Here is a 25,720-nt window from a genome sequence, read left to right as displayed (position 1 = left end):
TCTATATGGAATGTAGCTAGAAGAAAAGACGTTCTACTAACCAAAAGGCACCAAGGGTTGTAATGATCCAGGAACCATAGATGACAGCGGGTTTGAAAAAATTCTTCTTCTGAAGAAGCGCAAGAATAGGAAGCAGAATCAAGACGATGCTGATCTGAATGAACTCGATCCCAAGGTTGAAACTGATTAGATCTACAGCTAAATGTCCCTTTGGTAGATTCATGGCTCTGAGAATATCGGAGAATCCAATGCCATGGATTAAGCCGAACATGAACGTAATCGCCCAGCGATATCGGATGTTTTTACGGAATATATTCTCCAAAGCTACATAACAGATACTGAGCGCAATGACCGATTCTACAATGCGTGATGGAACACTGATCCATCCAAGTACGGCTAGAGATAAGGTAATGCTATGTGCAATGGTGAATGCCGTAATAATGGAAGCGTATTGTTTGAAGCTTTGTTTTCTGAGGAGAAGAGCGAACAAGAATAATAAATGATCGTACCCTGTGAGGATATGATTCATCCCCAGCTTGAAGAAGGAGAACCCATCAGAGCTGTCAATTGTACTAGCACCTGATTCCGAAGTGGAAGAACCCGAATGAGATGCGTTTGTAGTTCCCGACCCGGCATTTCCATTCGTACCTGCGGGTGTATTCAATTGTTGCTGTTGTTGTTCTTCCGTTAATAACATCGTCCACGTGCGATTCTTACCTTGAAGAACCGTATCGCTCACTTGATCTTGATACCGTGCTGTAATGAGATTGACATAGGTAGAACTTGAGGGCTCAGCGTATAGACCGTCTGTAATGGCAATAGTCTGCCCGGATTGAAAGGCAGGGTAGGTAATATCCCACGTAATGACTTCTTTATCTGCTTTATTTTCAAGTTTGATGGCTGTGAAATGAGGGGTCTGCTCTCTACTATTCATGTCTAGCACAACGCTATCCGATATCCATTCTTCCAATGCATGCGTGTGACTATCCAGTTCACTTTGTTCTATAATTCCATTTCCATTGGTATCGATCTTAATGTTCTCCATAACGGAAATAACATCTAAAGAGAAGGCAACATTAGTTGTGTCCTTATTCAATGTTACTGTGGTGTAACTGGCACTAAGTGCATGAGCAGATACCTTGAAGTTAGAGAAGGTCATCGTGATCATGGATAACATCATGATGGTGATAAGGGTGTAGCAAGACAATCGAAGCGGGCGAGTTAACAAAAGAAGTTCCTCCTTGAAGTGAGTACTAGAGCCTGATTATCGGCTACCCCTCATCATAGCGAGACTTATTATTCAGGGTGTTAACTAAGTGTAAAGTTATATTAACTTTTCGGCGCAAAATTCAGCGGTAGACATAACATGGGCTTTACAAAAAGTGCTTATCATTAAATAGCTATACGAATTTGTGTTCAAGTGTCATACAACGAGGAGGAGTTAGGTTCATGAGTTTGAAATTTCAGCGATTGAGGAAAAAGACCAGCATGGGATTAGCTATGCTGCTACTTGTGCTGTCAGCGGTTCCGCAAGGGGTATGGGTACCCAGAGCAGCTGCGGCTGCCGGACATGTTGTGATTAGTCAAGTCTATGGTGGGGGAGGCAATAATGGGGCGCCCTATTCAAATGATTTCATAGAGTTATATAATCCGACCGATAGTGCTATTAATTTAGACGGTTATGCGGTTCAATATGCATCTAAAGCAAGCACAGCAGTATATAATTTAACAAAATTAACAGGGAAAACGATGATTCCCGGTCATGGATTTTATCTCATTCAAGAAGCTGCAGGGACGAATGCCAATCTCCCCCTCCCCGTTACAGCGGATGATATCGGTACAATTACATTAGCTGGAACGGATGGAAAAGTAGCTTTAACTAACAAGCAAGAGGCTATAACCTCTCGTCTCGATTCTTCCGTCGTTGATTTTGTTGGGTATGGAGCTGCAAATGAAGCCGAGACTGCGGCAACTCCTGTCTTAAGTAACACTACGAGTGCTCAGCGTAAATCAGAAGATGGAAGTAAGTCAGAGCCAGGCAAAGGGGCCGGATGGGACACGGATAACAACGCTACTGATTTCACAGTAGCGGCCGTCCAAGCGCCTAGAAATACAAGTACACCTGCCATTGTGGTCACCAAAAGTACACAGGTTCAAGGAAGTCTAGTCCAATTTACGAATCAGGGTACTACAGGGACCGTTTCTGGAGATGTAGGTGCTAGTCCAGCGAATAGTCGGATTCATCTATATTTGGATGATCCAAGCTCAGGATCTGTTCAAGCGGTCAGTAGTGTGGATGCTGATGCTTCGGGAGCATTCGGTAATTTGACCTTTGATAATTCAGCAGGAAAGAACACGATCTATGTTACATCTAAAGAAAATAGCAAAACAGAAAGTACAGCAGTTGTTATTCATCTAGCTGTGCCAAGTCCAGCGGTAGCGGAAGCAAATATCAAATATTATCTAGATGCCAATGGCGGAGGACGTATCGTAGGTAATGCTGGAGCTTCTGCACCAGCTGCAAAAGTTAGCGTCTATAGTGTTCAGACAGGAGGGACAAGTTATACGAATGCATCAGACGGTAAAGATTATGTTACCTCTGGGGCAGACGGGTCATTCATCTATACGTTTACAGGTGGGGCTAATGATATATTTGTCTCGCAGACAACGTATTCTTCTAGCGGCAAAGACTTGGAGGGACCTAGAACTTCAATTCATAAGGAAGATACGGCGGTCATTACCCCGATTCGTACCGTAAGAACGAACGATGCAAATGGCAAACCCGATAAAATCAATCAGGTGTTCACCATTGAGGGAACGGTGACTGTAAATAATGCGGTGACAGCGGCCAATACGTTCTATATGCAAGATGCAACAGGCGGGATTGCGGTATTCGGAGCCCTTCCAGCGGGAAAGACAGTTGCTCCAGGGGATGTCATTGATGTGACGGGTCCTATCCAATTTTATAACGGATTAACTGAGATTACGCCAACGACTGTGGTGAAGAAAGGAACGTCACCTCTTCCGGCAGCTACCCAATCGAGCTTGTTAGAACTGATTGATTATAATAAAGCTGAACCGATGGAAGGGACGCTCGTCCAGTTCACTGGAAAAGTGACAAATATTCCAGCGACATCAGGTACTGGAACCAATCTTACCGTTGCAGATACAGTAACGAATAAGACGATGACCGTGCGGATTACTACCGCCAGTGGCATTGATGTTGCAGCCAAACTTCAGAAAGATAGCATCTATACGTTTACAGGCATACTTAGTCAGTATGTAACGGGAACAACCTATAAGACAGGATATCAGGTATATCCAAGATCCTCAGCAGATATTAATGAGGTCAAAGAGTTAACCTTAACTCATCAACCCCTTACACAAGTCTACAAAAATACAGATGTTCAGTTTGGCGCAGTGGCGAAGAACGCCGACTCTGTTACGTTATACTACCGTGCTGTGGAAGGAACCTATTCATCGTTACCGATGACTTCACAGGATCATCTCAATTATACGGTGAACTTGAATTCAAGCTTTGCGACTTCAGGCAGCTTTGATTATTATATTGAAGCTAAGGCAGGTGCTGAGGTGAAGCAGTCCGGTTCAGCGGCATCCCCCCTGAAAGTGAGCGTTACTGAAGATACGGCTGCACCTCAATTTTTCGAGGAGACCCCAATGTCTGCTACCAAAATTGAAGATCGAAGACCGATCATTTCTGTGAAGTTCAATGAACCTAGTGGATTAGATGTTTCGACGCTACAAGCGAAGTTAGATGGTGCAGTAGCTACAGGAACGATTCAAGGGGATACCATCACCATTGCTATTCCTCAAGTGACGGATCTGACGATAGCAGAGCATGAAGTGTCTGTTCAGGTCAGTGATAAATTAGGCAACAAGGGTTCATACACATGGAAGTTCACAGTCACGCCCGTTTTTACTGGAGGTCATCATTACTGGGGGACAACACATAATCACACGAACATCTCCCATGACGCAGCCGGTACACCTGAAGATGCACTCAAAGCCGCTGAGAAGCATCATTATGACTTCTTTGCTTTCTCCGATCACTCCCATGATATTGACTCTTCGTTGTCTGGACAGGACACCGTAGATCATAAAGGTTCCCCAGAACGTACGGGCGGCGCGGATTGGCAACTAACGAAGACATTAGCGAATCAGTATACCAAAAATAATAGTTTTGTTGTGTTCCCAGCCTTTGAGATGACATCGACTACTTGGGGGCATTCCAATGTATTTGGAACGAAGAACTTTATTGATCGGAATCAGAACTCCAAGCAGTATCAAGACTTAAGTAAATACTATGCTTGGGTTCTCACGTATGACGATATCGTGGCACAGTTCAATCATCCCGATATGTCTGCGAATGCGTTCAATAACTTTACCCCTTACGATCGGAACGTAGATAAGCTATTCACTATGTTCGAGTTAGGGAATGGATCAGGTCATTATGGCTATGCCAATGCAGAAGGGAAATTTTTCAAGGCTCTAGACCTAGGCTGGCATGTCGCACCTACGTATGGTGAAGATAACCATGATGGTACATGGGGAGAGACCAATGCTAGAACAGTCATTGTAGCGAACGATCTTTCTCAAGATTCCTTGCTTCAGTCGATGCGCAATATGCGTGTATACATGAGTGAGGATCCGAACTTCTCGCTAGATTTCTTGGCAAATGGGAATTACATGGGTTCGACTGTAAAGGGAAATACATTAAACTTCTCTATTTCAGGCAACGATCCGGTAGCTGAAGATAAGAAGACTATGCCTGAATTCAGTTATCTTAAGGATACCTACAAGTCGGATGACCGTATTGCTAAGGTAGAGCTAATCTCGAATACAAATAAAGTGCTCCAGACTTATACTCCTATGACGAAGGATTTTACATGGCATCCAACGGTTGCGGTAACGGGGGGACAGCAGTGGTATGTAGTCAAAGTGACCCAAATGGACGGCGAACGCATCTACTCCGCACCCATCTGGTCACAAGAAGTAACCACGGATGTAAAAGTTAGTGGAATTAACGTAGTAGGAAATAGTATGGTTGCTGGAAGCCCAGCGACGCTAGAAGCGGGTCTTACAAATCTAGGTTCACAGGATTTGACGAATTTAAATGTACATTTCTACTATGATAGTGTAGATGCTGCACATCTGATTAACAACGCAGTCGTTCCTTCCATTCTGAACAAAGGGACAGCGATTGCGAGAGTATCGTGGGCAAACCCTGTGCAGGGTAATCATAAGATTATTGCGGTCTTGGATACCCCTTCAGGTGATGCTCCAGAGGACAATCAATTCGAATTGCCCGTGAGTATCAAAGCTTCATTAGGAATCAAAGTTCTGATTGATGCTTCACACAAGAACGAGAATACAACTACGGATGCAGGAACGTACAAAGATAATTTGAAAAGTTTTACTACGCAGCTCCGTCAAGAGGGCTACACGGTAATCGAGAATACGGGTGCTATCACAGCATCGACGCTCGCTGATGTGAATGTACTAATGTTCACACATCCTTCGCTTGCTGTAACTGATGACGAAAGTACAGCCATTGCAGATTTTGTGCAAAAGGGTGGATCGTTATTCCTGACGGAAAAGAGTAACAATAGTGCAAGTCCAACGATAAGTAACAATTTGCTACAAAAAATCGGATCCCAAATTCAAGTGAACAATGATGGTTTATTTGATACGAGCCCTGCGGGAAATTTCTGGTCTCAACCAGTTGGTAACAATACGTATACCGTAAGGCTTCATCCTGGTCCAGTGCGGAATTACATTACCGATCGTTCACTAACTTTAGAGTATTATAGTGGGGCAAGTCTGGAGCGAGTTGGACATACGGCACTGGTAGATACTCAAGATGTGAATGACAAAGTAACTGTACTCGTAAAAGGGAATGAGACAACCTTTCAGAACAACATAGTCGCGGGTGGATTCACCTATGACAATACGAATGATGGAAAAGGGGGCTCGGCTATACCTGCTGTAGCTTCTGAGGAACTAGGGAAAGGTCGAATCATTGTCTCGGGTATGAATTTTGTCAATGATAAACAGATGGACGAATCTTACAATGCGAAGGGCAATAATGAGCTTGGAATTAACAGCATTCATTGGCTCACGCATCAAGATACGGTGATTACATCTATTGCTAAAGTCAGAACTTTACCTGAAGGAACATCGGCCGTAATTGAAGGAACCGTAGTGTCCGGTTCAAGTGTGTTCTTTGATGCTTTCTATGTTCAAGATGCCTCTGGTGGTATTATGGCATTCAAAGAAGTGCCGGACAATACGCTTGTGGAAGGAGATACCGTACGCGTCTATGGCGAGACTAAAATGTTTGAGAACAATCAAGAACTAGAATTTGGCTCATTCGCTATGGATGTTATCAAGACAGGGCATACATCGCCAGTCCAACCTCGTTCTATAACTACGGGGCAGGCACTTGAGGAAATGAATCAAGGTCTACTTGTGAAGGTAAAAGGGAAGGTCATCTCTAAATATGATGATAATTCATATGTTGTTGATGATGGAACAGGTCATATTCTCATCTTTACCGATGGGTATATCGTCAATCAGAGCGGTCCAGTTCCCGTCCTTAATGCAGGAGATACGCTCGAAGCTGTAGGTTTTGTAGGTAAAAATACGGAAGGGACAAGGATACGTGTTCGGAACACGAAAGAGCTGAAGAGTGATAAGGTTGTAACGCCGGATCCGACACCGACGCCAACACCGACACCGACGCCAACACCGACACCGACACCGACGCCAACACCAACACCAACACCAACACCAACACCAACACCAACACCAACACCAACACCAACACCAACACCAGGTGATGGGGGTACTGCATACTTGGATCAAGTGAAGGTAGTGTTCGTGAAAGAAAAAGGTACAGATGGCATTGTATATAACAAAGTGATATTGGATGGGGACTCTTTAAGCAAAGAGCTCCAAGCTCATAGCCAGCCGGTGCTGAGCATTCCTAATTCTACGGAACCTGTGAAGGTAGAGATTCCAATACAGTCGCTGAGTTCTGTAGATCTTACGAAGTCAGGCACAAGTATAAAAATTGTAACTAAAGATGGGTTCTATACATTACCTTTTAGTGCAATGGACAGTCAGAAATTTACAACCACTCTAGGTACTGAATTGAAAAATATCAAACTTTCAGTAGTTATATCTAATGCGGAAGATACCCTCAAAGAGAAACTCAACACTGCCGCAACTCAAGCTCATGTGAAAATGTTGAGTGATGTTGTGAAATTCACAGTCACTGCGGAAGCGAATGGGAAGACGATTGCTATGGACCATTTCGGCTCATTTGCTTCTAGAGGTATGACCGTGAAATCAGCACTACTTCCGAACATCACTACAGGTGTTCGATATGATGAACGGAGCCAGAAGTTCGTATTTGTCCCTACTTATTTGAGCGTCCGTGGCAATGAGACAACAGTTACGATGAAATCAACGGCTAGTCAAGGGATCTATGCTGTGATTCAGTCTGATGTCAGCTTCGATGATATTCAGGGACATTGGGCGCAGAACGATATACATCTTCTAGCTTCGAAGTTAATTATTCAAGGTGAGACGGCGAATACGTTTGCGCCACAGCAACATGTTACTCGTGCTGAATTTGCTGCCCTGCTTGTCCGTTCGCTCGGATTAGACGGAGCAGGCACAGGAGCGAATTTCAAAGATGTGAAAGCTTCAGATTGGTTTTATGGAGCCATCTCAGCGGCAGTGGATGCGAAGATTATTCAAGGGCTAGAGGATCATAGCTTCCATCCATCTGATTCAATTAGCAGAGAAGAAATGGCTACCATGACGCTGAGAGCTCTAAAGTATGCAGGACACTCGCCAACAACAACCAATGCTAACTCTGCATTAGATAGCTTTAAAGATCAGGGTGCTATTGGAAGCTGGGCGAAGGATGCGATGGCCGATCTAGTAACAACGCATATTTTAAATGGGACGACAAGCAATCAAATGGCTCCTAAAGCGCTAGCGACCCGTGCTGAGGCCGTGAAAGTCTTAAAAGGATCTTTGCAATTAGTTCAATTCATTAACGAATAAATGACCAAGGTAAAAGGGCTACCTGAATGTTCAGGTAGCCCTTTTTTGATATATTCATATATGCAATTTTTATGTAATTTTGCTGTAATCTATGAACGTCAGTCATTTGCTCTCATCAACCGGAATTTAATTCTTATCGCTTAATCCCATTTTATCTCATTGTTCTGCGGTTATATAAGGTCAGAATTATTGCGAATATTATATTTATAAGAAGAGTACCCATAAATAAAATAGTAGCGGCTAAAGCTACCACTCCATTGGTATCGATAAGAGCTGTAATATCGCCATCTTTGATTAAAAAATAATAATAATAGATCTGAATAAGTAACGAAATAGCGCAAGAACCGAAGCTGATCATGAAGGAGAACATCCACCTCGTATAGTCTAATTTTTCTATTCTAGCAATATTCAACACAGGAACGATCCAAGCAATTAGGCCAAATACGAGGCTAGCAACATTTAAAGAACTAATCATATCTAATTACCTCTCTTAAGTAAGTCTGCTCCTCATCATGATCATGAACTCTGTGGAGTGTTCCTCCCGAGTATCCATGAATGTCGCTCCAGGTTCAAACCCGGATTTACGGTACAAAGCTATCGCTCTTTCATTAAAGGTAGCTACTGTTAATCGGAAGGCGGAAGCATCATAGTGACTTTGAGCGAATTGAAGCCCTGCTTTCAGAAATTGAAATCCATGTCCCTTCCCCGTAAGATCTGGAGATAATCCAAGTCCAATATCTAAACATTCCTCCTCTAAATACAGCCCTTGCTGGACTCCCTTAGGTACCTGAGCGTTCCTCCCATAACAGAAAAATCCGACTAACCCCTGATTACTTGTGCTCACTGAATAATAAGTTCCATCCATCATCTCTTCGATATCTTCCGAGTTCTCATGAATCTCGTAACTAGAAGACATGTTATATCTTTCGTATGGAATCTCATATTTCCATGTCAATATGGCAGAAGCCTGAGTTAGGCTCATGGCCTGAATACAATAAGGATGCTCTAAAGAATCGTTCATCTCCATTATTTTTCCTTTCCTAGGTAGAAGTATTCTTATGATACTTTCATATAAATATATTATCTAATATGTATAAAAATAACAAATTTAGCTCGTTCAATATATTTTTACGATTCTGGATCCAGTGTTCGTCCAATATACTAGTAGATATCAAGGACAGAAATTCGCCTGTATGACGACTGCAGGTAGAGTTGAGGGCGTACTTGCAGGCGTGGCCGTAGATCATATTCATATTAACGTGAGGATCGTTCGCTACATATCCGTATTTCGCACATCATCTATATTGAAGGACCCAAAGGTTCTAATCGGTAATATAAAGTGGATGAAGTAAAAAAAGAGCCACCCCAGAGGGTGGCTCTCTTACTAAAATTTCACCAGATCATGGCTAGATTATGATACTAACTGCCATAATGCTGGTACATTGGATGGCTCCCAGCCGTTAATGGAAGTATGGGGTTGTAGAGCTTTATAAGTTTTACCCCCATACGTTACTAGCGCTCCTGCTGCATAGCTTACATTAGGTGCCCAAGCAGAGACCGTTGAACCCGAACCAGCAATTGTAGTTACAGCCGCAGTATTGCTGCTTGCTGAAGCATTTCCAGCAGCATCAATAGCTTTCACCGTAAAGTTATATCCTGTGCTAGCTGTAAGTCCACTCACTGTATAAGTTAAAGTGGATGCGCTGGTGGTAGTTACCAAAGTGGAACCATTATAAACGCGGTAACCAGTTACACCTACGTTATCGCTAGCTGCACTCCAAGTTAATGTTACGCCAGATGACGTTACATTAGAGGAAGACAAATTTCCGGGAGCTGTAGGAGCTGTAGTATCCCCTGGATTTGTAGTTCCTCCAGTGGTTGTGAATGAAGCGGAATTGCTAGCTGATGAAGTGTTACCCGCAGCATCCACAGCTTTAACGGTTAAAGTATAAGCCGTATTGGCATTCAGACCTGTTACATTGTAGGACAATGTATTGCCACTTGTAGTTGTTCCAAAGAGTGTAGAGCCATTGTAAATTTTGTAGGCGGTTACACCAACGTTATCTGTTGAAGCGGCCCAAGTTAAAGTTGCACCAGATGAAGTAACGTTGGATGAAGATAAGCTAGTTGGTGCTGTAGGTGCCGTAGTATCTGCTGAGCTTGCTCCGCCAAAGTTAGCATCAATAACATTATAGAAGGCATTGGCTGTATCAGAAATTTCCCATACGGCTAAGATAACTTGGTAGCCTGTACGGCTAGGAACTGTACAAGTATCTGAATAGGATTTTGGTGGTTGTTTGCCTTTGTAATCCACGGAACAGAAAGGTGTTAAATCGAACTGTGAGCGGCTAAGTGGAGCGTTAGGATCCCAGTTTTGCTTCGTGATGTAATACTTCCAGCTCGTAGTGGCATGGTTCGCTTCAATGGTCCAGTGGAATGTAGTCGTACCTGGGGATACATTGACTTTGCTCCAGCGAGTTGCCGTTTGTTGGTCAAGTTCTGGGAATGCGCCAGCCGCACTAGCAATCTTGCCATCGGCAGGTCCAGCATTAGGGAACCCTTTAGGGGCTTCTAGACTTTGAGGTTCATAGATAATAGCTCCGCAATTTTTATTCACGCCTGAAGCACAAAGCGCCGCACGGCTCGAGGGGTTATCAATATATCCATGGGCAGAAGCCTTACCAGCGAATAACATCATCAATAAGCTTAAGAAAAGCACCGCACCGGCCGTAAAAAGTACTTTAGGGTGAAGCGGATGGGCTGAACGTGTAATAGTCAAATGATTTTCCTCCTTAGATTCTATTGGTTAGGTTGAAGCAAGAGAACTTGCAACATCAATCAATGGTTGCACGATCACCTCCATTACATAATGAAAAGCATGTGGAATTCGAGAGTCAAAACTCCTTTCTTAATCAGATATTTATATAAACTCTCACAAGAGTCTATACCAAAATGGGTAGAAGTCATATAAACATTCGACAAGGGGATAATCTAAGAACTGACTCTCAGAAAAGACAGATATAAAGTATAAAATAGATTGGGGAAATGCTAGGGAAGGGAATAGATCGAGAGTCTGTAAAACATGCTAATTTTCCTCTAGTATACAGTTATTTATGAAATGCTCAATCTCCTAAGGGGGATAAATTTATCCAATTTTATCCATTCAACGCTGTAAAGAATTAAGCGCTTACACACCCGGGATATTTGAAATTATAAGAAAAAGTGAGGAAAAACGTGGTCGTACGACCCTCTACAAGATCTGACTTTACACAACATTAACAAGAAGCTCGACGATAATTAATATGCCAGCTCTACAATCAAGACATTGGACCTAGGTCCATAGACTTAAAATACAGATGCATAACAGAGGAGGATGAGAGTTGAAAGGGAGAGTCCAGCTATTCTCTATGAAATGGAAGTTGATCTTAAGTTTCTCGATCATTGCCCTCATATTTTTAGGTGTGGCATTATTCCAAAGTCGTTCTATAGCGTCCGTTCAAAGCTCGATGAAGCAGCAAAGTATAGACATGGAAAAACGAATACATATCTCAAACATTACTCAGCTTATTCAAGAACTTAATAGCTTGGAGACCTCGCTTGCGGAATCTAGTGATGTCGAGATAGCTAGTTCCTTACTTACAAAAGAAAACAGGCTGCGCGAAGAGCTAGCTAAAGTAAGTTTTGATAAAGAAACACAAGCTTTTATACAAATGGGTCAACTAAAGAGTAAGACAAGAGAATACTTTGCTCATATTCAAGAACTTACGCAGACGATAGGCAATGCTAAGCTTGATCCTTTAACGATTCTCGAAACGATAGATTCATTACACCAACAGAATATGGTCCTGAACCAAGCTATGATTAAGAATAATGAGACGTTATATGCAACGGCTGCTGCTGATGCAGAACAAGCACAAAAAGAGTCGTTTATCCTGCTAAATCGTACCCAATCAGCCTCTCTCTATGCAGCATTTATCGTGTTTGCTTTTACAATCCTAATGGGAACATTGTTGCTTCGTTCTTTCTTAACGCCATTACATAAGCTACAAATCGCAGTGCGTACTATTGCAGAAGGTGATTTGCGCCATCGTATCCATTCACCTCACCATGATGAACTCGGACAGCTAAGTCATCTATTCGACCATATGGTGGAACGGGTCCGTGATATGCTCAGGTCAACACAATCTATCGCTTCCAATCTAGGAGATTATGCTCAATCCTTCCGAGAATCTTCTTCCGTTACCGCGCATTCCAACCAAGAGATCGTAAGAACAATTCAAGAAATATCAGTAGGAGCGGAACACCAAGCGGGGCAAACTGAAGGAAGTTCAATGTTAATACGGGATCTCGCACAAGAAGTATCTGATATCAAAGAGGCTGCGATCACCATGCTGAATACGAGTCAAAGAGCCAACCAGAACCGTCTGGATGGAGCATCGTCTGTACAGGCACTCCAAGAGGTCTCGGAGCAATCTCGAACATCGATAAGTCATATGCATGATGCTCTACAAGCTTTAACTACTCAGTCGGAGCAGATTAGCAAGATTACACTCTCCATTACAGATATCTCCTCGCAGACTCATATTCTTTCATTAAATGCGGCGATTGAGTCGGCTAGAGCGGGTATACATGGAAAAGGGTTCGCAGTCATCGCGGATGAAGTCAGACAACTTTCCGAACAGACGAAGCAAGCTTCGATACATATCGGAACAATGATCTCTAGCCTCCAACATGATGTGGCGAAGTTCCAAAAGCAGATGCTACAGACTCGTGTCGACTTAGAAGAACAAGATCACAAAGTGGCAGATACGTTATCTTCTTTTGAGTCGATCGACCAAAGTATGCAGGAAATGGACCGCCAAATTCATCAGATCCATCATAAAGTAGATCAAGCGCAAGCTAAAAATGCAGCGTTAACCGTGACGATTCATCAGGTAGCTTCTATAGCTCAAGAGACCGCTGCAGGTGTCGAGGAAGTGAATGCTTCCACCTCACTTCAGGATCATGCGATCCGCAGTATTGCTCAGCAAGCGGCGGAGATTCACGATATTTCTCAGCAGCTTTTCCGAGAGATCCATGTATTTAAAATTTGGAAGGACGACAGCACTGCCCCGCAATCCTCGAAATTTATCCCTAGTCCAAACATTGACAACATTTTGGTAGAATGATATATACAAAACGGTAGCACTCGAGGATGTAGAGTGCTAAAAACTCAACCAATTTGTGAAGGGCAGGGAAGTTTTCATGGAAAAGAAACAATTTCAAGCCGAATCCAAGCGTCTGCTGGAAATGATGATTAACTCGATATACACGCAGCGTGAAATTTTTCTAAGAGAATTAATTTCGAATGCTAGTGATGCGATTGATAAGATGTATTACAAAGCATTAACCGATGATGATCTGGTCTTCGATCAAGACAGTTACTATATCAAAGTCATAGTGAACAAAGAACAGCGCACCTTAACTATCCGGGATACGGGCGTAGGTATGAATCGTGAGGACTTGGAGAATCATCTGGGCGTTATTGCTAAGAGTGGTTCACTTTCCTTCAAAGAGGCGAATCAGTCCAAGGACGGACATGATATCATCGGTCAGTTCGGGGTAGGCTTCTATTCTGCTTTCATGGTTGCGGATGTCGTCACTGTGATCAGTAAGCCAGTTCAGGGGACAGAGGCTTATAAGTGGGTTTCTACAGGAACAGAAGGATATACCATTGAGGCGGCAGAGAAAGAAGAGCCGGGTACCGATATCATTTTGACCATCAAGCCAAGTACAGATGAAGACAATTATGACGAGTACCTAGATGAATACCGCCTAAGATCGATTATTAAAAAATATTCTGACTTCATTCGTTATCCAATTCTTATGGAGCAGACATCTTCAAGACTCAAAGAGGGTAGTGAAGACGAATACGAGGAGTATACTGAAGAGACGCGTGTAAATAGCATGGTTCCAATCTGGCGTAAGAACAAAAGTGAACTAACTCCAGAAGACTATGAGAACTTTTACACAGAGAAACGTTACGGATACGATAAGCCTGTGAAGCATATTCATATCAGTGCCGATGGCGCTGTGGTCTACCAAGCGATTCTTTTCATTCCAGGTAGTATACCGTTTGATTATTACACGAAAGAATATGAAAAAGGTCTAGAGCTTTACTCCAACGGCGTCTTGATCATGAACAAATGCGCGGATTTGCTTCCAGATTACTTTAGCTTCGTCAAAGGTATGGTTGATTCTGAAAGTTTGTCACTCAATATTTCTCGGGAAATGCTTCAGCATGATCGTCAGCTCAAATTAATCTCCAAAAATATAGAGAGCAAGATCAAAAGTCAACTACTTGGTCTGTTGAAAGAGGATCGGGAGAGCTACGAACAGTTCTACAAATCCTTTGGTAGACAATTGAAGTTTGGTGTATATAGTGATTATGGTGCTCACAAAGAAGTATTGCAGGATCTGGTGATGTTCGTATCATCCCAAGGTAAGCAATGGGTTACGCTGGATGAGTATGTATCCCGGATGCCAGAGGATCAGAAATATATCTATTATGCAACAGGCGCAAGTGTAGAGCGGATTGAGAAGTTACCTCAGACGGAAATGGTAGCGGATAAAGGATTTGAAATTCTCTATCTGACGGATGATATAGATGAATTCGCGCTTAAGGCTATGAACGGATATAAGGACAAAACCTTTAAATCTGTATCCAGTGGAGATCTTGGCATTGAGCCGGGAGATGAGCAAGAACAAACGCCTGAGGAAGCGGAAGAATCCAAAGAGTTGTTCGACTATATGAATGAGCAATTGAGCGGGAAAGTAAGCAAGGTAAAAGCGTCCAAGCGTCTTCGTTCGCACCCGGTTTGCCTATCTTCCGAAGGTGAAGTCTCTATTGAGATGGAGAAAGTACTCAATGCGATGCCAGACAACCCTAATATTCAGGCAGACAAAGTATTAGAAATCAATGTTCAGCATGAGGTGTTTGCTTCCCTGAAGCAGGCCTTTGAACACGACAAGGAAAAACTGAATTTGTACACGGCACTATTGTATAATCAAGCACTTCTTATTGAAGGTTTGCCCGTGCAAGATCCTGTAGAATTCACGAATGACATCTGCAAAATCATGGTCTAACCTAGATTTTATTGAGATCGCCCTGCTCGTCAGGGCGGTTTTTTTTGTGCATAAAATTGGGGGAAACAGGGGGTATGAGCATGCTTTACGTATTGCACATGCTGTTATTGGGAGCAATATACAGTTGGGACGGACTGCCATAAGCATTGTACAGGCCATTAGATAGCAGTAGGAGGTTAGAAATGCCATAAGCATTGTACATGCTTATGTAGATTAAGAGATTTAGGAATGCCGTACACACTGTTTATGCTAATGAGAACATGGAATGGGGTAATAAGTAAGTGAAATGAAATGTCCGAATGTAATTACAGGTACGCAGGAGAGGAGATAGAAGATGAATAAACTGGCAGTAGTACATCCCATAGGCGAACATGAAATGAACCTAATTCAGAAGGCGGCACCGGACTGGGAGATCATAGATGCGAGAGAACCGCACATGGCAGAGTTACATATCCCGGATGCGGAAGTTATTTTAGGTTGGAATGCTCAAGCGGAGCGATATGCGCTCACAAAGCATACAGCTTTAAAGTGGGTGCAAAACTGGGGAGCTGGTGTCGAGACCTTTCCGTTAGACCGGATGCGTGAAATGAATATTCAAATAACGAATGCGAGCGGCGTGCATCCATTTCCTATATCAGAGCATATTTTTGCTCTCATGTTAACTTTGACCAGACATATTCATATAGCGATACGCCATCAGATTCAGCAGAACTGGGGCATAGAGAAGAAAAGTATCGGTGAGGTTCATGGGCGAACGATAGGCATACTCGGTGTGGGTTCTATTGGAGCAGAGACGGCGAGATTAGCCAAAGCATTCTCTATGAAGGTGATCGGACTGCGTAGGTCAGGGGAACCGGTGGAGTCTGTGGACATCATGTATGATTATAATGGACTTCATAATCTTTTAGCAGAGAGCGATTATGTAGTGAATTGTCTTCCCGCTACCTCGGAAACCGAGCATTTCATGGGTGCTGAGCAATTTAAGGCGATGAAGAAAGGCGCTTTCTATATCAATATTGGAAGAGGGGCCACAACGGACACAGAAGCTTTGGTGAACGCACTTGAATCTCAGTCGATTGCGGGTGCGGGTTTAGATGTTTTTGAAGAAGAACCGCTTGGGAAGCATCATCCGTTGTGGGCCATGGAGCAAGTGATTATTACTCCCCATACTGCGGGCATTTCCACGAGTTATACGGAACGAATCATGTCTATTTTTATTCATAATTTGATGCGTTACGTTCAAGGGGACAAGCCAGATATGAGTGTTGTAAATATACAGAGTGGGTACTGATATTCATAGAGCTACACCATACATTACCTATCGAAACGTCTTGAATTAAGGTATACTAGACGATAGACAAGGGCTGTTAGTTTCGGCTAACGGTTCTTTTTTATGATTCTTAAGAGATAGTTATCGAATTCTAATCTATTATTATGGAGGTGTCTTTGTATGAGCTCCACGATTCTTACTCGATTGAAAGAGGAGACAGCTCCTTATCATATACAAACTGAACAGAATCGTTATGCTACGGCAATCACGGACCGAACGCTAACGATGGACCTGTATCGTGAATATTTGGAGAAGTTCTATGGATTTGTACAGCCTATTGAAGATCAATTTGCATCATGGTCGGCATGGAATGAATTCGGATTTAATTATGAGGTCACGCGTAAGACTCCCTTACTCCATCAGGATTTAATCGCTCTTGGGCGTACGGAAGAGGAGATTCAAGCTCTGCCCATCTGCGATGAACTGCCAGATATGTCTACATTTTCAAAGGTTATCGGCGTGATGTACGTGTTAGAAGGGTCTACTCTGGGCGGGCAGATGATTACGAAGCTGTTGAAGCAGTACTTACCTGTAGATGCAGAGATTAACGGTCATTACTTTAATAGCTACGGGGCACAGACTCGTGCTCAATGGACTGAATTTAGAGAGCTTTTGCTTAAGGTGGCCGATGTAGAAGCTAAAATAGAAGATGAAATCGTAGTCTCTGCGACAAATACTTTTGTCCAATTGGATCAATGGTTTAAGCAATGATGATTTCACTCCACGACTAGCTTAACTAAAGGAGGCAAATTGAACATGGATCAAAGCGAAGAACGTAATACGACTGCAGCTGACAATACATTGAATCGTTCGCTTCTTACGAAGGGCGAGTATGTGTCAGGTGAAGTAGATTTAACGAACTGTGATCGGGAGCCTATTCATATTCCAGGAACCATTCAGCCTCATGGTGTATTATTAGCTGTTGAAAGTGATGGAGATTACTGTATCGTACAATGCAGTGCGAATGCTGAAGATTTTTTGAGAATTTCTATACAGGAATTAATGGGGCGCCCTTTAGCTTCACTATTGGGTGAAGATCAGCTTGAACGAATTATGAAGACAGAGTTCAGAGTAGATCCTTTGAAACTGCACTATATGCATATTGATGTTGAAGTAGGTGGAGTGGCTACACAGTTCTATGGCATATTGCATGAAAGTGAAGGGTTGATTGTTCTGGAGCTGGAGAATGCAGAACCGGAGAGTGGTTTTGCGGAATTTCATGATTTTGAATGGATTCAGTCTTTTTTCACTAAAATGAAACAAGCCCATAATCGTTACGAAGCCAGCCAAATGGCAGCGGAACAGGTTAAGGGGATTTTGGATTATGATCGAGTCATGGTCTATGAATTCGATGAAGCATGGAACGGCAAAGTCATTGGCGAGTCCAAAGAAGAGGGGCTAGAGCCTTACCTTGGTCATCATTATCCAGCTAGTGACATTCCTAAGCAAGCCAGAGAATTATATCTACGGAATTGGCTAAGAACCATAGTAGATGTGAACTACATTCCGGTGAAAGTAGTACCTACACTTAATCCGATGACAGATCAGCCACTTAATCTAAGCCTTTCCATTCTCAGAAGCGTATCCCCGCTTCATATTGAATATTTGAAGAATATGGGTGTGAATGCCACCATGACCATTTCGCTTATTCATAATAATAAGCTATGGGGACTCATTACTTGTCATCACTATTCGCCCAAATATATACCACATCGCCTTCGCAATTTATGTAATTTTCTTGGTTCATTTTTCTCAAGTGAGCTGTATCAGCGTCAGCAATTGGACGACTACCAATCCGAGTTACATTTGAAAAATCTATCGAACCGCTTATCACGAATATTCATTGGGAATACAGCGGCCTCGGTTATTATAGAGCAAGTGGACAAGCAGCAGGACCTTGTGCTTGAAGTGATGAATGCTTCAGGGGCAGCGCTTTTGTATCATGGCCAGTTGTTATTAATGGGTGATACGCCTTCTGCTGTGCAAGTAAAGGATTTGTCCGTGTGGATGGCCGAGCAATCTGACAATTTGATCTATCATACATCGAAGTTAAGTCTTGAATATGCACCAGCTGAGGCTTATAAAAGCAAGGCTTCGGGTGCCGTATATTTAGCTTTATCCCAAGATCATGAGAACTATATGATATGGTTCCGGCCTGAAGTACTGCAAATTGTGAATTGGGCAGGGGATCCGGCCAAAGCGGTTATTCAAGAAGAAGACGGCATCCGGCTTTCACCAAGAAAATCGTTTGAGAAGTGGAGACAAGTTGTTGAAGCTAGCTCTTTACCTTGGAAAGCGAAGGAACTTAGGGTTCTTCCGGATCTAAAGACGATTGTACTTCAGCAGACGGAGAATCAATTGCGTCATGCCGAGGAACAAGCGCAAATTAATCTTCGAGTGTCTAGGGAAAATGAACAACGTTATTTGCAGTTGATGGAATTATCACCGATTGCATTCTTTGTCATCACGAAAGGCAAAGTCGTCTACTATAATCAGGAAGCAGCGAAGTTATTCAGTGTTCAGGCAGAAGATAGATCCAGTCTTCAGAATATCGAATATTTAGATCTTGTTGCGGAACAATCCAGAGAACATATGCGACAGTTAATGATGGAGACAGAAAGATCGGATATGCAGCTCATTTCTATTGAGGAAAAGTTCAAGTCCATGGATGACCGTATTCTTCATTTAGAAATTACGATGGCTCATGTCGTATCTGGCGGGAAGAAATCATTATTTGCGATTTTCCGCGAGCGTGAAGAAAATCCTCAGTTGAAGAAGAGTTATAATGAAGTGACTGAGCAATTACAAAGTTTCTTACAACTCGATGCGTTGACCGAATTACCGAATCAAAGTCACTTTGAAAAGACATTGGATCGGACTTGGCATGAATTGTTAGTGGATGGAAAAGGATCTCCTGAACCATCTATTGCCTTATTCATGATTGATATTGATAATTTCAAATTGTACAATGCTGTTCATGGATTGCAGACAGGGGATCTATGTATGCAGTGGGTAGCTGATGTCATTGATGCTTATAGTAAAATGCATGAGGGATTCACAGCGAGGTATGAAGGTGGTCGATTTGTTCTCTTTGTTACGGGGCAGCATGTCGCGCATGTCAAGGAGTTAGGTGAACAAATCCGGCAGGGAGTGTTGGATGTACAGATTCCGCTTAATCTGCCGGATATTGGTGAATTCGTTACGGTTAGCCTAGGGATTGCTACACTGGCACCATCCACAGAGACACAACCTACACTATTGATTAAAACGGCAGAGAGAGCTTTAAGAAGAGCCAAAAATGCCGGGAAAAATCGCGTAATTATATTAGAATAGAACGAGAAGAATCCTTATTGTGAGGATTCTTCTTTTTTTACAGATTTTTATCTCAATCTGTAATGTTTTTATCAAAAAACTCCGATGAATATACTACAACAATTTTATAGAGTGAAGAGGGATAACTACAGATGTCAGACAAGCTTTCCAGGGATATGCGAATTAACCGACTGATTATGTATATGGTATGGGTTACAGTAATTGTAGGAGGGATCTCTACTTTAGCCTTACATGCAAACGGAACATTTTATGTCATGTTGTATTCGGGTCTGCCTCTAGCTCTTGTAATTACAGTGCTATGGAGCCTAAAGAAATTTATTGTAGGGACAAAGTATATTGTGATGATCGGACTAAATACACTCGCGTATTTGATCATTCAAGAGACAGTTACGTTCATATGTACTTTAATCTTGTTCTTTATTCTTGCCATTCTTTCGCTCTATCAGAATTATCGACTAATCATGGTCAACATTGTCTATACGCTGTTCATAGTATTCGCTGTTAATAGTGAAATCTATGATGGATTGAGGTCGGTGTTTGCTGTATTCCTAGTCTTATTTTCTATGGTACTCATTGTTCAGACTAGAATTGGTGAAGGCATGACGAATTCAGTTCGGGAGTATGCGATCGAATCGGAGCGCGCACGTGAGCATACGGAGAGTGTGTTACAGGAGCTTACACAATCGATCTCCATATTGGCAGCTTCCAATGACTCTCTTCAGAACAATGCTTCAACAACAGGACAAATCTCTTCTGAAGTTGCTATGGCGTTTCAAGAAATTGCATCTGGGATTGAATCACAATCTACATTAATCACAGATATCTCTCAATCGATGGAACAGGTTAATGATACGGTTCGTCGTACGAATCAAGCTACTGCTCATATGAGTGATCGGGCTAAAGATACAGCGGCTATTACTTCACAGGGACAGAATCAAATGCTTCAGTTACATCAGCAAATCGGAGAGATCGACCGAAATATTCACAAAACGGCACAGGCCATTCATGAAATGAATGAAGAGAATCAAAAGGTAGGGCATATCGTCAATATGATTAGTGAGATTGCCAATCAGACTAATTTACTCTCCTTAAATGCTTCCATTGAAGCCGCTCGTGCTGGAGAACATGGAAGAGGATTCTCGGTAGTTGCTGCGGAAATTCGCAAGCTTGCCATGAACACACACCGCGCATCGTCAGAGATTTCGGAAATTCTAGGATTGCTGCAGAATAAAGCTGAGGAAGCTTCCCTTACGGTCCAAGAGGGACTATCTTCGGCTACTTCAGGGAAGACCTCTTCAGAAGCACTCGAGAAATTGTTTGCGGGTATTTACAGTAATACTTCGGAAGTATTGGATCAATCCGAATCACTAAGACATGCTCATGCTCAGCTTCAACAATCTTCACAAAGTGTGATGGATGAAATGACTTCGGTTGCCGCCATTACAGAAGAAAGTGCAGCATCGGTACAGCAAGTTCTTGCAAGCTCGGAGGTACAGCAGCAGCATGTGCGCGAGATTGTGGAGGAGATTCATAAGCTGAATGATCTGACTATGAGCCTAGAAAATTTAGTCAAGAAATAAGTTGTTTTAGTCAAGAAATAAGTTATAAGTCGAATAGGAATTATTGAAAAGCCGGTCAGGAGCTAGACTCCTGACCGGCTTTAAGCTGTAGTAGACGTTTAGTAGAGCAGTAGTTTCAAGTTCTACTTATGAAGTAGCGACGATCCGAATAAATTCTACAGCATGCAGAGGGATAAGAGCGATATCACGGACGGGACCGTAGAGAACACCGGGCACTTTTATAACCAGCGTACGTGCATCTACAGAGATTAGAATGCCAGTTAACAAATCATTGGGAATAAGGACTTCCACCTCTTTGGCAATAAAACCTTTAGCTAATTCTTGAAAGTTCATATCATGCATCTCCTTTCATACGGGCTGATAATTATTGGAGGACAGTAATACGAGAGAATGGAATTAAGACAAGATCGCCAGTAGATTCCCGGATTTCCAGCGCATCTGTAGCTACGGTAACTAGAATTCCTTCCAAGGAAGCACTAGCTGTGCTGATATGAATGCTTTGACCGATTTTATCTTGCAAGTATGCTACGATCGCTGGATTAGGGAAAACACCTGAACTCAGACGATCCTCCAGATCATTAAGGCGCGCTGTGAGTTCTTTCACTTCTTCGATGAGATGTCTCACTTTGTGTCTAAGTTGACCGTATCCAAAGAAACACATATTCATTCCTCCTTACGAATTGTGGAACATAATATGGGTAGTGCATGAACATTGTAGATGAATCAAAAATAATTACTTGCGTGGTTTAACTTTGCGTTCGATATCTTTACGTAGTTTGAGTAGGCTAGTGAGGCTCTCTTTCTCCGTCTTGCGAACTTGAGGTTGGATGGCTTTGACAGCCGCAGGCCCATAGTTCAGGAAGTCTTCGATCACGGGAGCATAGGTGGACAGTGGCTGTCTATAGTCACAGTAATAACGTTCAAGGCCGAACGATTGAAGCAAGCTTTTCACCTTGCTCATCCCGCTGAACGCAAGCGTAGGTACGCCGGCTCTTAAGGCTACGAGGGCAGGATGAAGCTTGAAGCTGACCAAGTAATCGACAGATTGAATGGCACTGTAAGTGAAATCTAGATCGAGTAATAATGAGAGGATATCAATAGAGGCATTCGGATTCAGTTCCCGCAGGCGCTCTTTGAGCTGCAGACAGGTCGGATAGTCGGAATATCCACCTCCATTAGGGTGATTGACCGCAGGGATGAGTCTAAGATGGTATCCTTGATCCGACCAAGATTTCATTAGGGTTAAGAAATCTTCGAACGGGAAGGAAGAATAAGCGAAAATGCAGATCCCGATGACTTTTTTGTCCGTGAATTTCTTGATGGGATAGGCAGGCTGACGATAGGCAAAAGCTACGTCGGGAGCGACCTCAACTTGTCTGTGGAAAGTCGCATTTCTGGCGAGTTCACCGGACCGTTCGTCACGGAAGACGGCTTTGTTCGCCCGGCTGATGATTTGCCGATATTTGTCTACTTCCGCGGGAGGCCAAGTCTCTTCGGGATAGGCGTCAACAATGCCTACACCTTGTAACCAAGTAGGATGCTCTTTGAGTACGGGCGGGAAATAATAGGTGCTAAAAGAATAAGGAGTAATCAAATCCCCTCCGCCTACGATGATCGCGTCGGTCTTCTTCTCATCGAGTTGGTTGTTCCAAGGATAGACTTGATGCTGAGGCTCGAACACCTGTTGGAATGTACGTAAAAAGAGATCATCTCCGAAATTGCCCATGCCATAATATCCACAAACTCCAATTTTCACTGAGCATTTCCTCCTTTCTAATGACCTGCATGAAGTTCTCTCCATGCAGGGTAGAGCTCGCCGGCACGCTGGCTGACGCTTGCGGGCCGCAGTACCCGGTGGTACACCGTCTCGGCTGCGACGGCGACCTCCGGGTGCTCGGCGAGCAGCGCCTCGCATACGGCAATGTCCTCGAACACCCGGCCGAAATCGCCGGGTGCCTGAGGCCAGCCGCCCAGCCCGCGCAGCAGATCTGCGCGGTACATGCGCGGCACCAAAGGCACGGCGCTGTGCGCGTCCGTGTGGTGCCCGCGGTAAGGGGACACGCCCCGCTGAAGCGGCCCAAGGTGACGTGTCCCCTGCCAAAGACCACACGTACCGGTCGCAATAGCGGCTTCCGGTACCGCGCGCATTGCCGCTGCAAGTGTAGTGAGCGCCTCTGGAGCCAGCCAGTCATCGCCGTCGAGCTCAAGAATATAGTTGCCCCGTGCTACAGAAAGCAGGTCATTCATGACCGATGCTTTGCCCCGATTGGTGGGGAAGACGTGCAACTGAATGCGAGCATCACTGGATAGAATCGGAAGCTGTGAACTGCCATCATCTGAACCGTCATCTCCAATGAGGAACTCGAAGTTTGAATAGTCCTGAGCTAGTACTGAACGAACTGCCCATCCTAGACTGCTGTGCATTTGATAGATGGACATGAGAATGGAGATTTCAGGATGCGAATTATCCGTGGGGAGGCTTACACCTAGCGAAATAGACGGCTGTACCCAGGGGCGCGTTCGTTCGATGATAGGAACAATGGAAGTAAGCTGATGGGGATCAATCAAAAGGACCAAGGGTCGATAACCTCGGCGTTTGGAGGTTCTACGTTCCTCTAGCTGAAATGAAGGAAGGAGTTGCGTAGTCATTGAAGACTGCGGCAGCCAAGCAAAGGGTAGATATAAGGCTGAGGGAAGTGGGCTGCTTGGCCACTTCTGGATCGTCTCGAGTAGATAGGTCTTACGCCATACTAAGGGAATTCCTTGTGGGAGAGAATCTACGTTTTTTAGATAGTGATCAGGATGAATACTGAGGACATGGGTTCCCGGAAGAACTTGATCTGTGTCTAGGAACTGATCTAGCTGAGTGATGATCTCTTTGCTTAGATGGCTAATAAGAGGATTCCAGACGACCCAAGCTTCAGAACTGCTCTCAAGTAGCTGATGAAGCCTGGCCGCATAGACTTCGGGTTCACCAAGGGAATGCTGAGGTAATACAGGGGAGCCATGACCGCAAAGTAATAGCATATTCATGAGGCTATAGCTTTTGTTTGCGGAGCAACACTTCACGTATAACTTCATCCCCAGCAATCCCGCGTTCTTGCCAGCGATTGGTAGCAGCGAAGGCAAGACGGGCAGCCTTCTTCTGTTCGTCATCTGGATGAGAGAGCATGTGCTGTAACTTATGAATAAAATCATCGTGAGTAGTGGCCGTCGTTACATGAGGCTCCATTAAGATACATTCGGGCAAGGCGGTAGAGAGAACCCGGACACCTGCAGCCAAATATTCATAAGCTTTGATGGGATTGGTAGCTAAGGTGATGGGATGGTATTGGAAAGGAATGATGGCTACATCGATATGAGGAAGATACTGTTTCAGAACCGCGTGGGGTTTCTCGCCCAATACATGTACATTCGGAAGTTCCGTATAAGAAGGGATATCTCCGTAAGGAGAACCAATCGATACGAAGTTTACACCCGGATTCTCGCGTGCTACTCTCTCAAAAAGAACATGATCAATCCAGTACGCCCAAGCGCCAATATAAGCAACAATCGGTCCTTCTGGAAGATCGGCCGGACGTGGACCGATCGGGAGATTGAACATGCTTTGATCTGCCGCATTGGGAATTAGCGTAACGGGTTTCCCTGGATAAGCTAAGGATAGACGAGTCTTGATGGTCTCTGCCGTTGCTACGAGATGATCGGAATCTTCAACCATCTTCGCTTCATATTTGGCCCAATGTGGGAATTCATCACAGCAGTCATAAATGACAGCATCTGGTTTGAATAAAGTGAGTCGAGAACGCTGCTTGGACCAGGTGGTCCAGACTACCACCTCATGCTCTTTCCGTAGTTTGGGAAGCGTTCTTGAAATGAAACTTTGATGATCTGTGAACAAATGAACGCTCGGTTCCACTTCTTGCTGATTTTTGGAAAGAGGAGCTAGATTTTCGAAGTACACTTGATGTCCCAAAGCACCGAACTGGGTCATAAGTTGTTGTGGACGCTGTTTCATGAATGTCCAGTTCATGGTTTTAGGATAAATAATGACAGCCAAAATAGGTTTCCTCCTTTGTGAAAGCATGCGATATTCTATGCAATGCTAGCTTCATAGAGCAACGTCAAACGCCTTTCTTTCCGAAAATAGTCTGACAGACTGCATCTTTTTCCTTTACGCCGATGCGCGTTCAATAGAACTCTCATATATATAGAGAGAAATAATAGAACGCTTGCGAGGAGAGTTACAATCCTCGAA

Annotated in this window: 17 protein-coding genes; 8 read left to right on the top strand and 9 right to left on the bottom strand. The window is 43.5% G+C overall.

The window, feature by feature from the left end; translation table 11 throughout:
* Positions 1 to 16: 16 nt before the first annotated feature.
* Complete coding sequence (locus J2Z69_RS11705; RefSeq protein WP_245339230.1) at positions 17 to 1,228, bottom strand: HupE/UreJ family protein; 1,212 nt, start codon at positions 1,226 to 1,228, stop codon at positions 17 to 19.
* Positions 1,229 to 1,449: 221 nt separating this feature from the next.
* Between J2Z69_RS11705 and J2Z69_RS11700 the strand changes: the two genes are divergently transcribed.
* Positions 1,450 to 8,097: a DUF4350 domain-containing protein gene (locus tag J2Z69_RS11700; protein ID WP_209862498.1), complete on the top strand. Its 6,648-nt coding sequence runs from the start codon at positions 1,450 to 1,452 to the stop codon at positions 8,095 to 8,097.
* Positions 8,098 to 8,248: 151 nt separating this feature from the next.
* Here the strand turns inward: J2Z69_RS11700 and J2Z69_RS11695 are convergent, their stop codons facing one another.
* Both J2Z69_RS11695 and J2Z69_RS11690 read right to left on the bottom strand, forming a co-directional pair.
* Positions 8,249 to 8,572 (bottom strand): hypothetical protein, encoded by a 324-nt coding sequence (locus J2Z69_RS11695; protein ID WP_209862495.1) that lies wholly within the window; start codon positions 8,570 to 8,572, stop codon positions 8,249 to 8,251.
* A 15-nt stretch (positions 8,573 to 8,587) separates the two neighbouring features.
* Positions 8,588 to 9,118, bottom strand: coding sequence for a GNAT family N-acetyltransferase (locus tag J2Z69_RS11690; protein ID WP_245339229.1), 531 nt, complete (start codon positions 9,116 to 9,118; stop codon positions 8,588 to 8,590).
* 172 nt (positions 9,119 to 9,290) lie between these two features.
* Here J2Z69_RS11690 and J2Z69_RS11685 point away from each other — a divergent pair, with 172 nt between their 5' ends.
* On the top strand, positions 9,291 to 9,449 hold the full coding sequence (locus J2Z69_RS11685) for a hypothetical protein (protein ID WP_425355002.1): 159 nt from the start codon (positions 9,291 to 9,293) through the stop codon (positions 9,447 to 9,449).
* 59 nt (positions 9,450 to 9,508) lie between these two features.
* On the opposite strand, the gene J2Z69_RS11680 is transcribed toward J2Z69_RS11685, so the two are convergent.
* Positions 9,509 to 10,876, bottom strand: a complete 1,368-nt coding sequence (locus J2Z69_RS11680; RefSeq protein WP_245339227.1) for a lytic polysaccharide monooxygenase — start codon at positions 10,874 to 10,876, stop codon at positions 9,509 to 9,511.
* Positions 10,877 to 11,477: 601 nt separating this feature from the next.
* Here J2Z69_RS11680 and J2Z69_RS11675 point away from each other — a divergent pair.
* From J2Z69_RS11675 to J2Z69_RS11650, 6 genes are all read left to right on the top strand, one after another.
* The gene (locus tag J2Z69_RS11675) at positions 11,478 to 13,265 is read left to right on the top strand and encodes a methyl-accepting chemotaxis protein (protein WP_209862492.1); all 1,788 of its coding nucleotides are present in this window, start codon (positions 11,478 to 11,480) and stop codon (positions 13,263 to 13,265) included.
* A gap of 76 nt (positions 13,266 to 13,341) precedes the next feature.
* A complete protein-coding gene (htpG, locus tag J2Z69_RS11670) occupies positions 13,342 to 15,222 on the top strand; it encodes a molecular chaperone HtpG (protein ID WP_209862489.1) in 1,881 nt (626 codons plus the stop codon).
* A 334-nt stretch (positions 15,223 to 15,556) separates the two neighbouring features.
* Positions 15,557 to 16,513 carry a D-2-hydroxyacid dehydrogenase gene (locus J2Z69_RS11665; RefSeq protein ID WP_209862486.1) on the top strand — a complete coding sequence of 319 codons (957 nt, stop codon included), beginning with the start codon at positions 15,557 to 15,559 and terminating at the stop codon, positions 16,511 to 16,513.
* Positions 16,514 to 16,672: 159 nt separating this feature from the next.
* Complete coding sequence (locus J2Z69_RS11660; RefSeq protein ID WP_209862483.1) at positions 16,673 to 17,263, top strand: biliverdin-producing heme oxygenase; 591 nt, start codon at positions 16,673 to 16,675, stop codon at positions 17,261 to 17,263.
* Between the two features lie 45 nt (positions 17,264 to 17,308).
* Positions 17,309 to 19,885 carry a diguanylate cyclase domain-containing protein gene (locus J2Z69_RS11655; RefSeq protein WP_209862481.1) on the top strand — a complete coding sequence of 859 codons (2,577 nt, stop codon included), beginning with the start codon at positions 17,309 to 17,311 and terminating at the stop codon, positions 19,883 to 19,885.
* Between the two features lie 155 nt (positions 19,886 to 20,040).
* Positions 20,041 to 21,465, top strand: coding sequence for a methyl-accepting chemotaxis protein (locus J2Z69_RS11650; protein ID WP_209862478.1), 1,425 nt, complete (start codon positions 20,041 to 20,043; stop codon positions 21,463 to 21,465).
* Positions 21,466 to 21,591: 126 nt separating this feature from the next.
* Here the strand turns inward: J2Z69_RS11650 and J2Z69_RS11645 are convergent, their stop codons facing one another.
* The 5 genes from J2Z69_RS11645 to J2Z69_RS11625 form a co-directional block, all read right to left on the bottom strand.
* On the bottom strand, positions 21,592 to 21,798 hold the full coding sequence (locus J2Z69_RS11645) for a hypothetical protein (protein WP_209862476.1): 207 nt from the start codon (positions 21,796 to 21,798) through the stop codon (positions 21,592 to 21,594).
* Between the two features lie 31 nt (positions 21,799 to 21,829).
* Positions 21,830 to 22,126 (bottom strand): coiled-coil domain-containing protein, encoded by a 297-nt coding sequence (locus J2Z69_RS11640; RefSeq protein WP_209862473.1) that lies wholly within the window; start codon positions 22,124 to 22,126, stop codon positions 21,830 to 21,832.
* Between the two features lie 72 nt (positions 22,127 to 22,198).
* Positions 22,199 to 23,221, bottom strand: coding sequence for a polysaccharide pyruvyl transferase family protein (locus J2Z69_RS11635; RefSeq protein WP_342591584.1), 1,023 nt, complete (start codon positions 23,219 to 23,221; stop codon positions 22,199 to 22,201).
* Between the two features lie 17 nt (positions 23,222 to 23,238).
* Positions 23,239 to 24,498 (bottom strand): glycosyltransferase family 2 protein, encoded by a 1,260-nt coding sequence (locus tag J2Z69_RS11630; protein ID WP_209862469.1) that lies wholly within the window; start codon positions 24,496 to 24,498, stop codon positions 23,239 to 23,241.
* Positions 24,499 to 24,502: 4 nt separating this feature from the next.
* Positions 24,503 to 25,522 (bottom strand): glycosyltransferase family protein, encoded by a 1,020-nt coding sequence (locus J2Z69_RS11625; RefSeq protein ID WP_209862466.1) that lies wholly within the window; start codon positions 25,520 to 25,522, stop codon positions 24,503 to 24,505.
* Positions 25,523 to 25,720: the final 198 nt, after the last annotated feature.

Source organism: Paenibacillus shirakamiensis, assembly GCF_017874255.1.
Classification (GTDB): domain Bacteria; phylum Bacillota; class Bacilli; order Paenibacillales; family Paenibacillaceae; genus Fontibacillus; species Fontibacillus shirakamiensis.
Note: the sequence above shows the minus strand (reverse complement) of the source record. Positions and strands in the feature narration are given on the sequence as shown.

Bases quoted from the DNA above. Each gene is read 5' to 3' on its own strand.
- J2Z69_RS11700 (WP_209862498.1), top strand. From the start codon at position 1,450: ATGAGTTTGAAATTTCAGCGATTGAGGAAAAAGACCAGCATGGGATTA.
- J2Z69_RS11695 (WP_209862495.1), bottom strand. From the start codon at position 8,572: ATGATTAGTTCTTTAAATGTTGCTAGCCTCGTATTTGGCCTAATTGCT.
- J2Z69_RS11690 (WP_245339229.1), bottom strand. From the start codon at position 9,118: ATGAACGATTCTTTAGAGCATCCTTATTGTATTCAGGCCATGAGCCTA.
- J2Z69_RS11685 (WP_425355002.1), top strand. From the start codon at position 9,291: ATGACGACTGCAGGTAGAGTTGAGGGCGTACTTGCAGGCGTGGCCGTA.
- htpG (WP_209862489.1), top strand. From the start codon at position 13,342: ATGGAAAAGAAACAATTTCAAGCCGAATCCAAGCGTCTGCTGGAAATG.
- J2Z69_RS11665 (WP_209862486.1), top strand. From the start codon at position 15,557: ATGAATAAACTGGCAGTAGTACATCCCATAGGCGAACATGAAATGAAC.
- J2Z69_RS11660 (WP_209862483.1), top strand. From the start codon at position 16,673: ATGAGCTCCACGATTCTTACTCGATTGAAAGAGGAGACAGCTCCTTAT.
- J2Z69_RS11655 (WP_209862481.1), top strand. From the start codon at position 17,309: ATGGATCAAAGCGAAGAACGTAATACGACTGCAGCTGACAATACATTG.
- J2Z69_RS11650 (WP_209862478.1), top strand. From the start codon at position 20,041: ATGCGAATTAACCGACTGATTATGTATATGGTATGGGTTACAGTAATT.
- J2Z69_RS11645 (WP_209862476.1), bottom strand. From the start codon at position 21,798: ATGAACTTTCAAGAATTAGCTAAAGGTTTTATTGCCAAAGAGGTGGAA.
- J2Z69_RS11640 (WP_209862473.1), bottom strand. From the start codon at position 22,126: ATGTGTTTCTTTGGATACGGTCAACTTAGACACAAAGTGAGACATCTC.
- J2Z69_RS11630 (WP_209862469.1), bottom strand. From the start codon at position 24,498: ATGAATATGCTATTACTTTGCGGTCATGGCTCCCCTGTATTACCTCAG.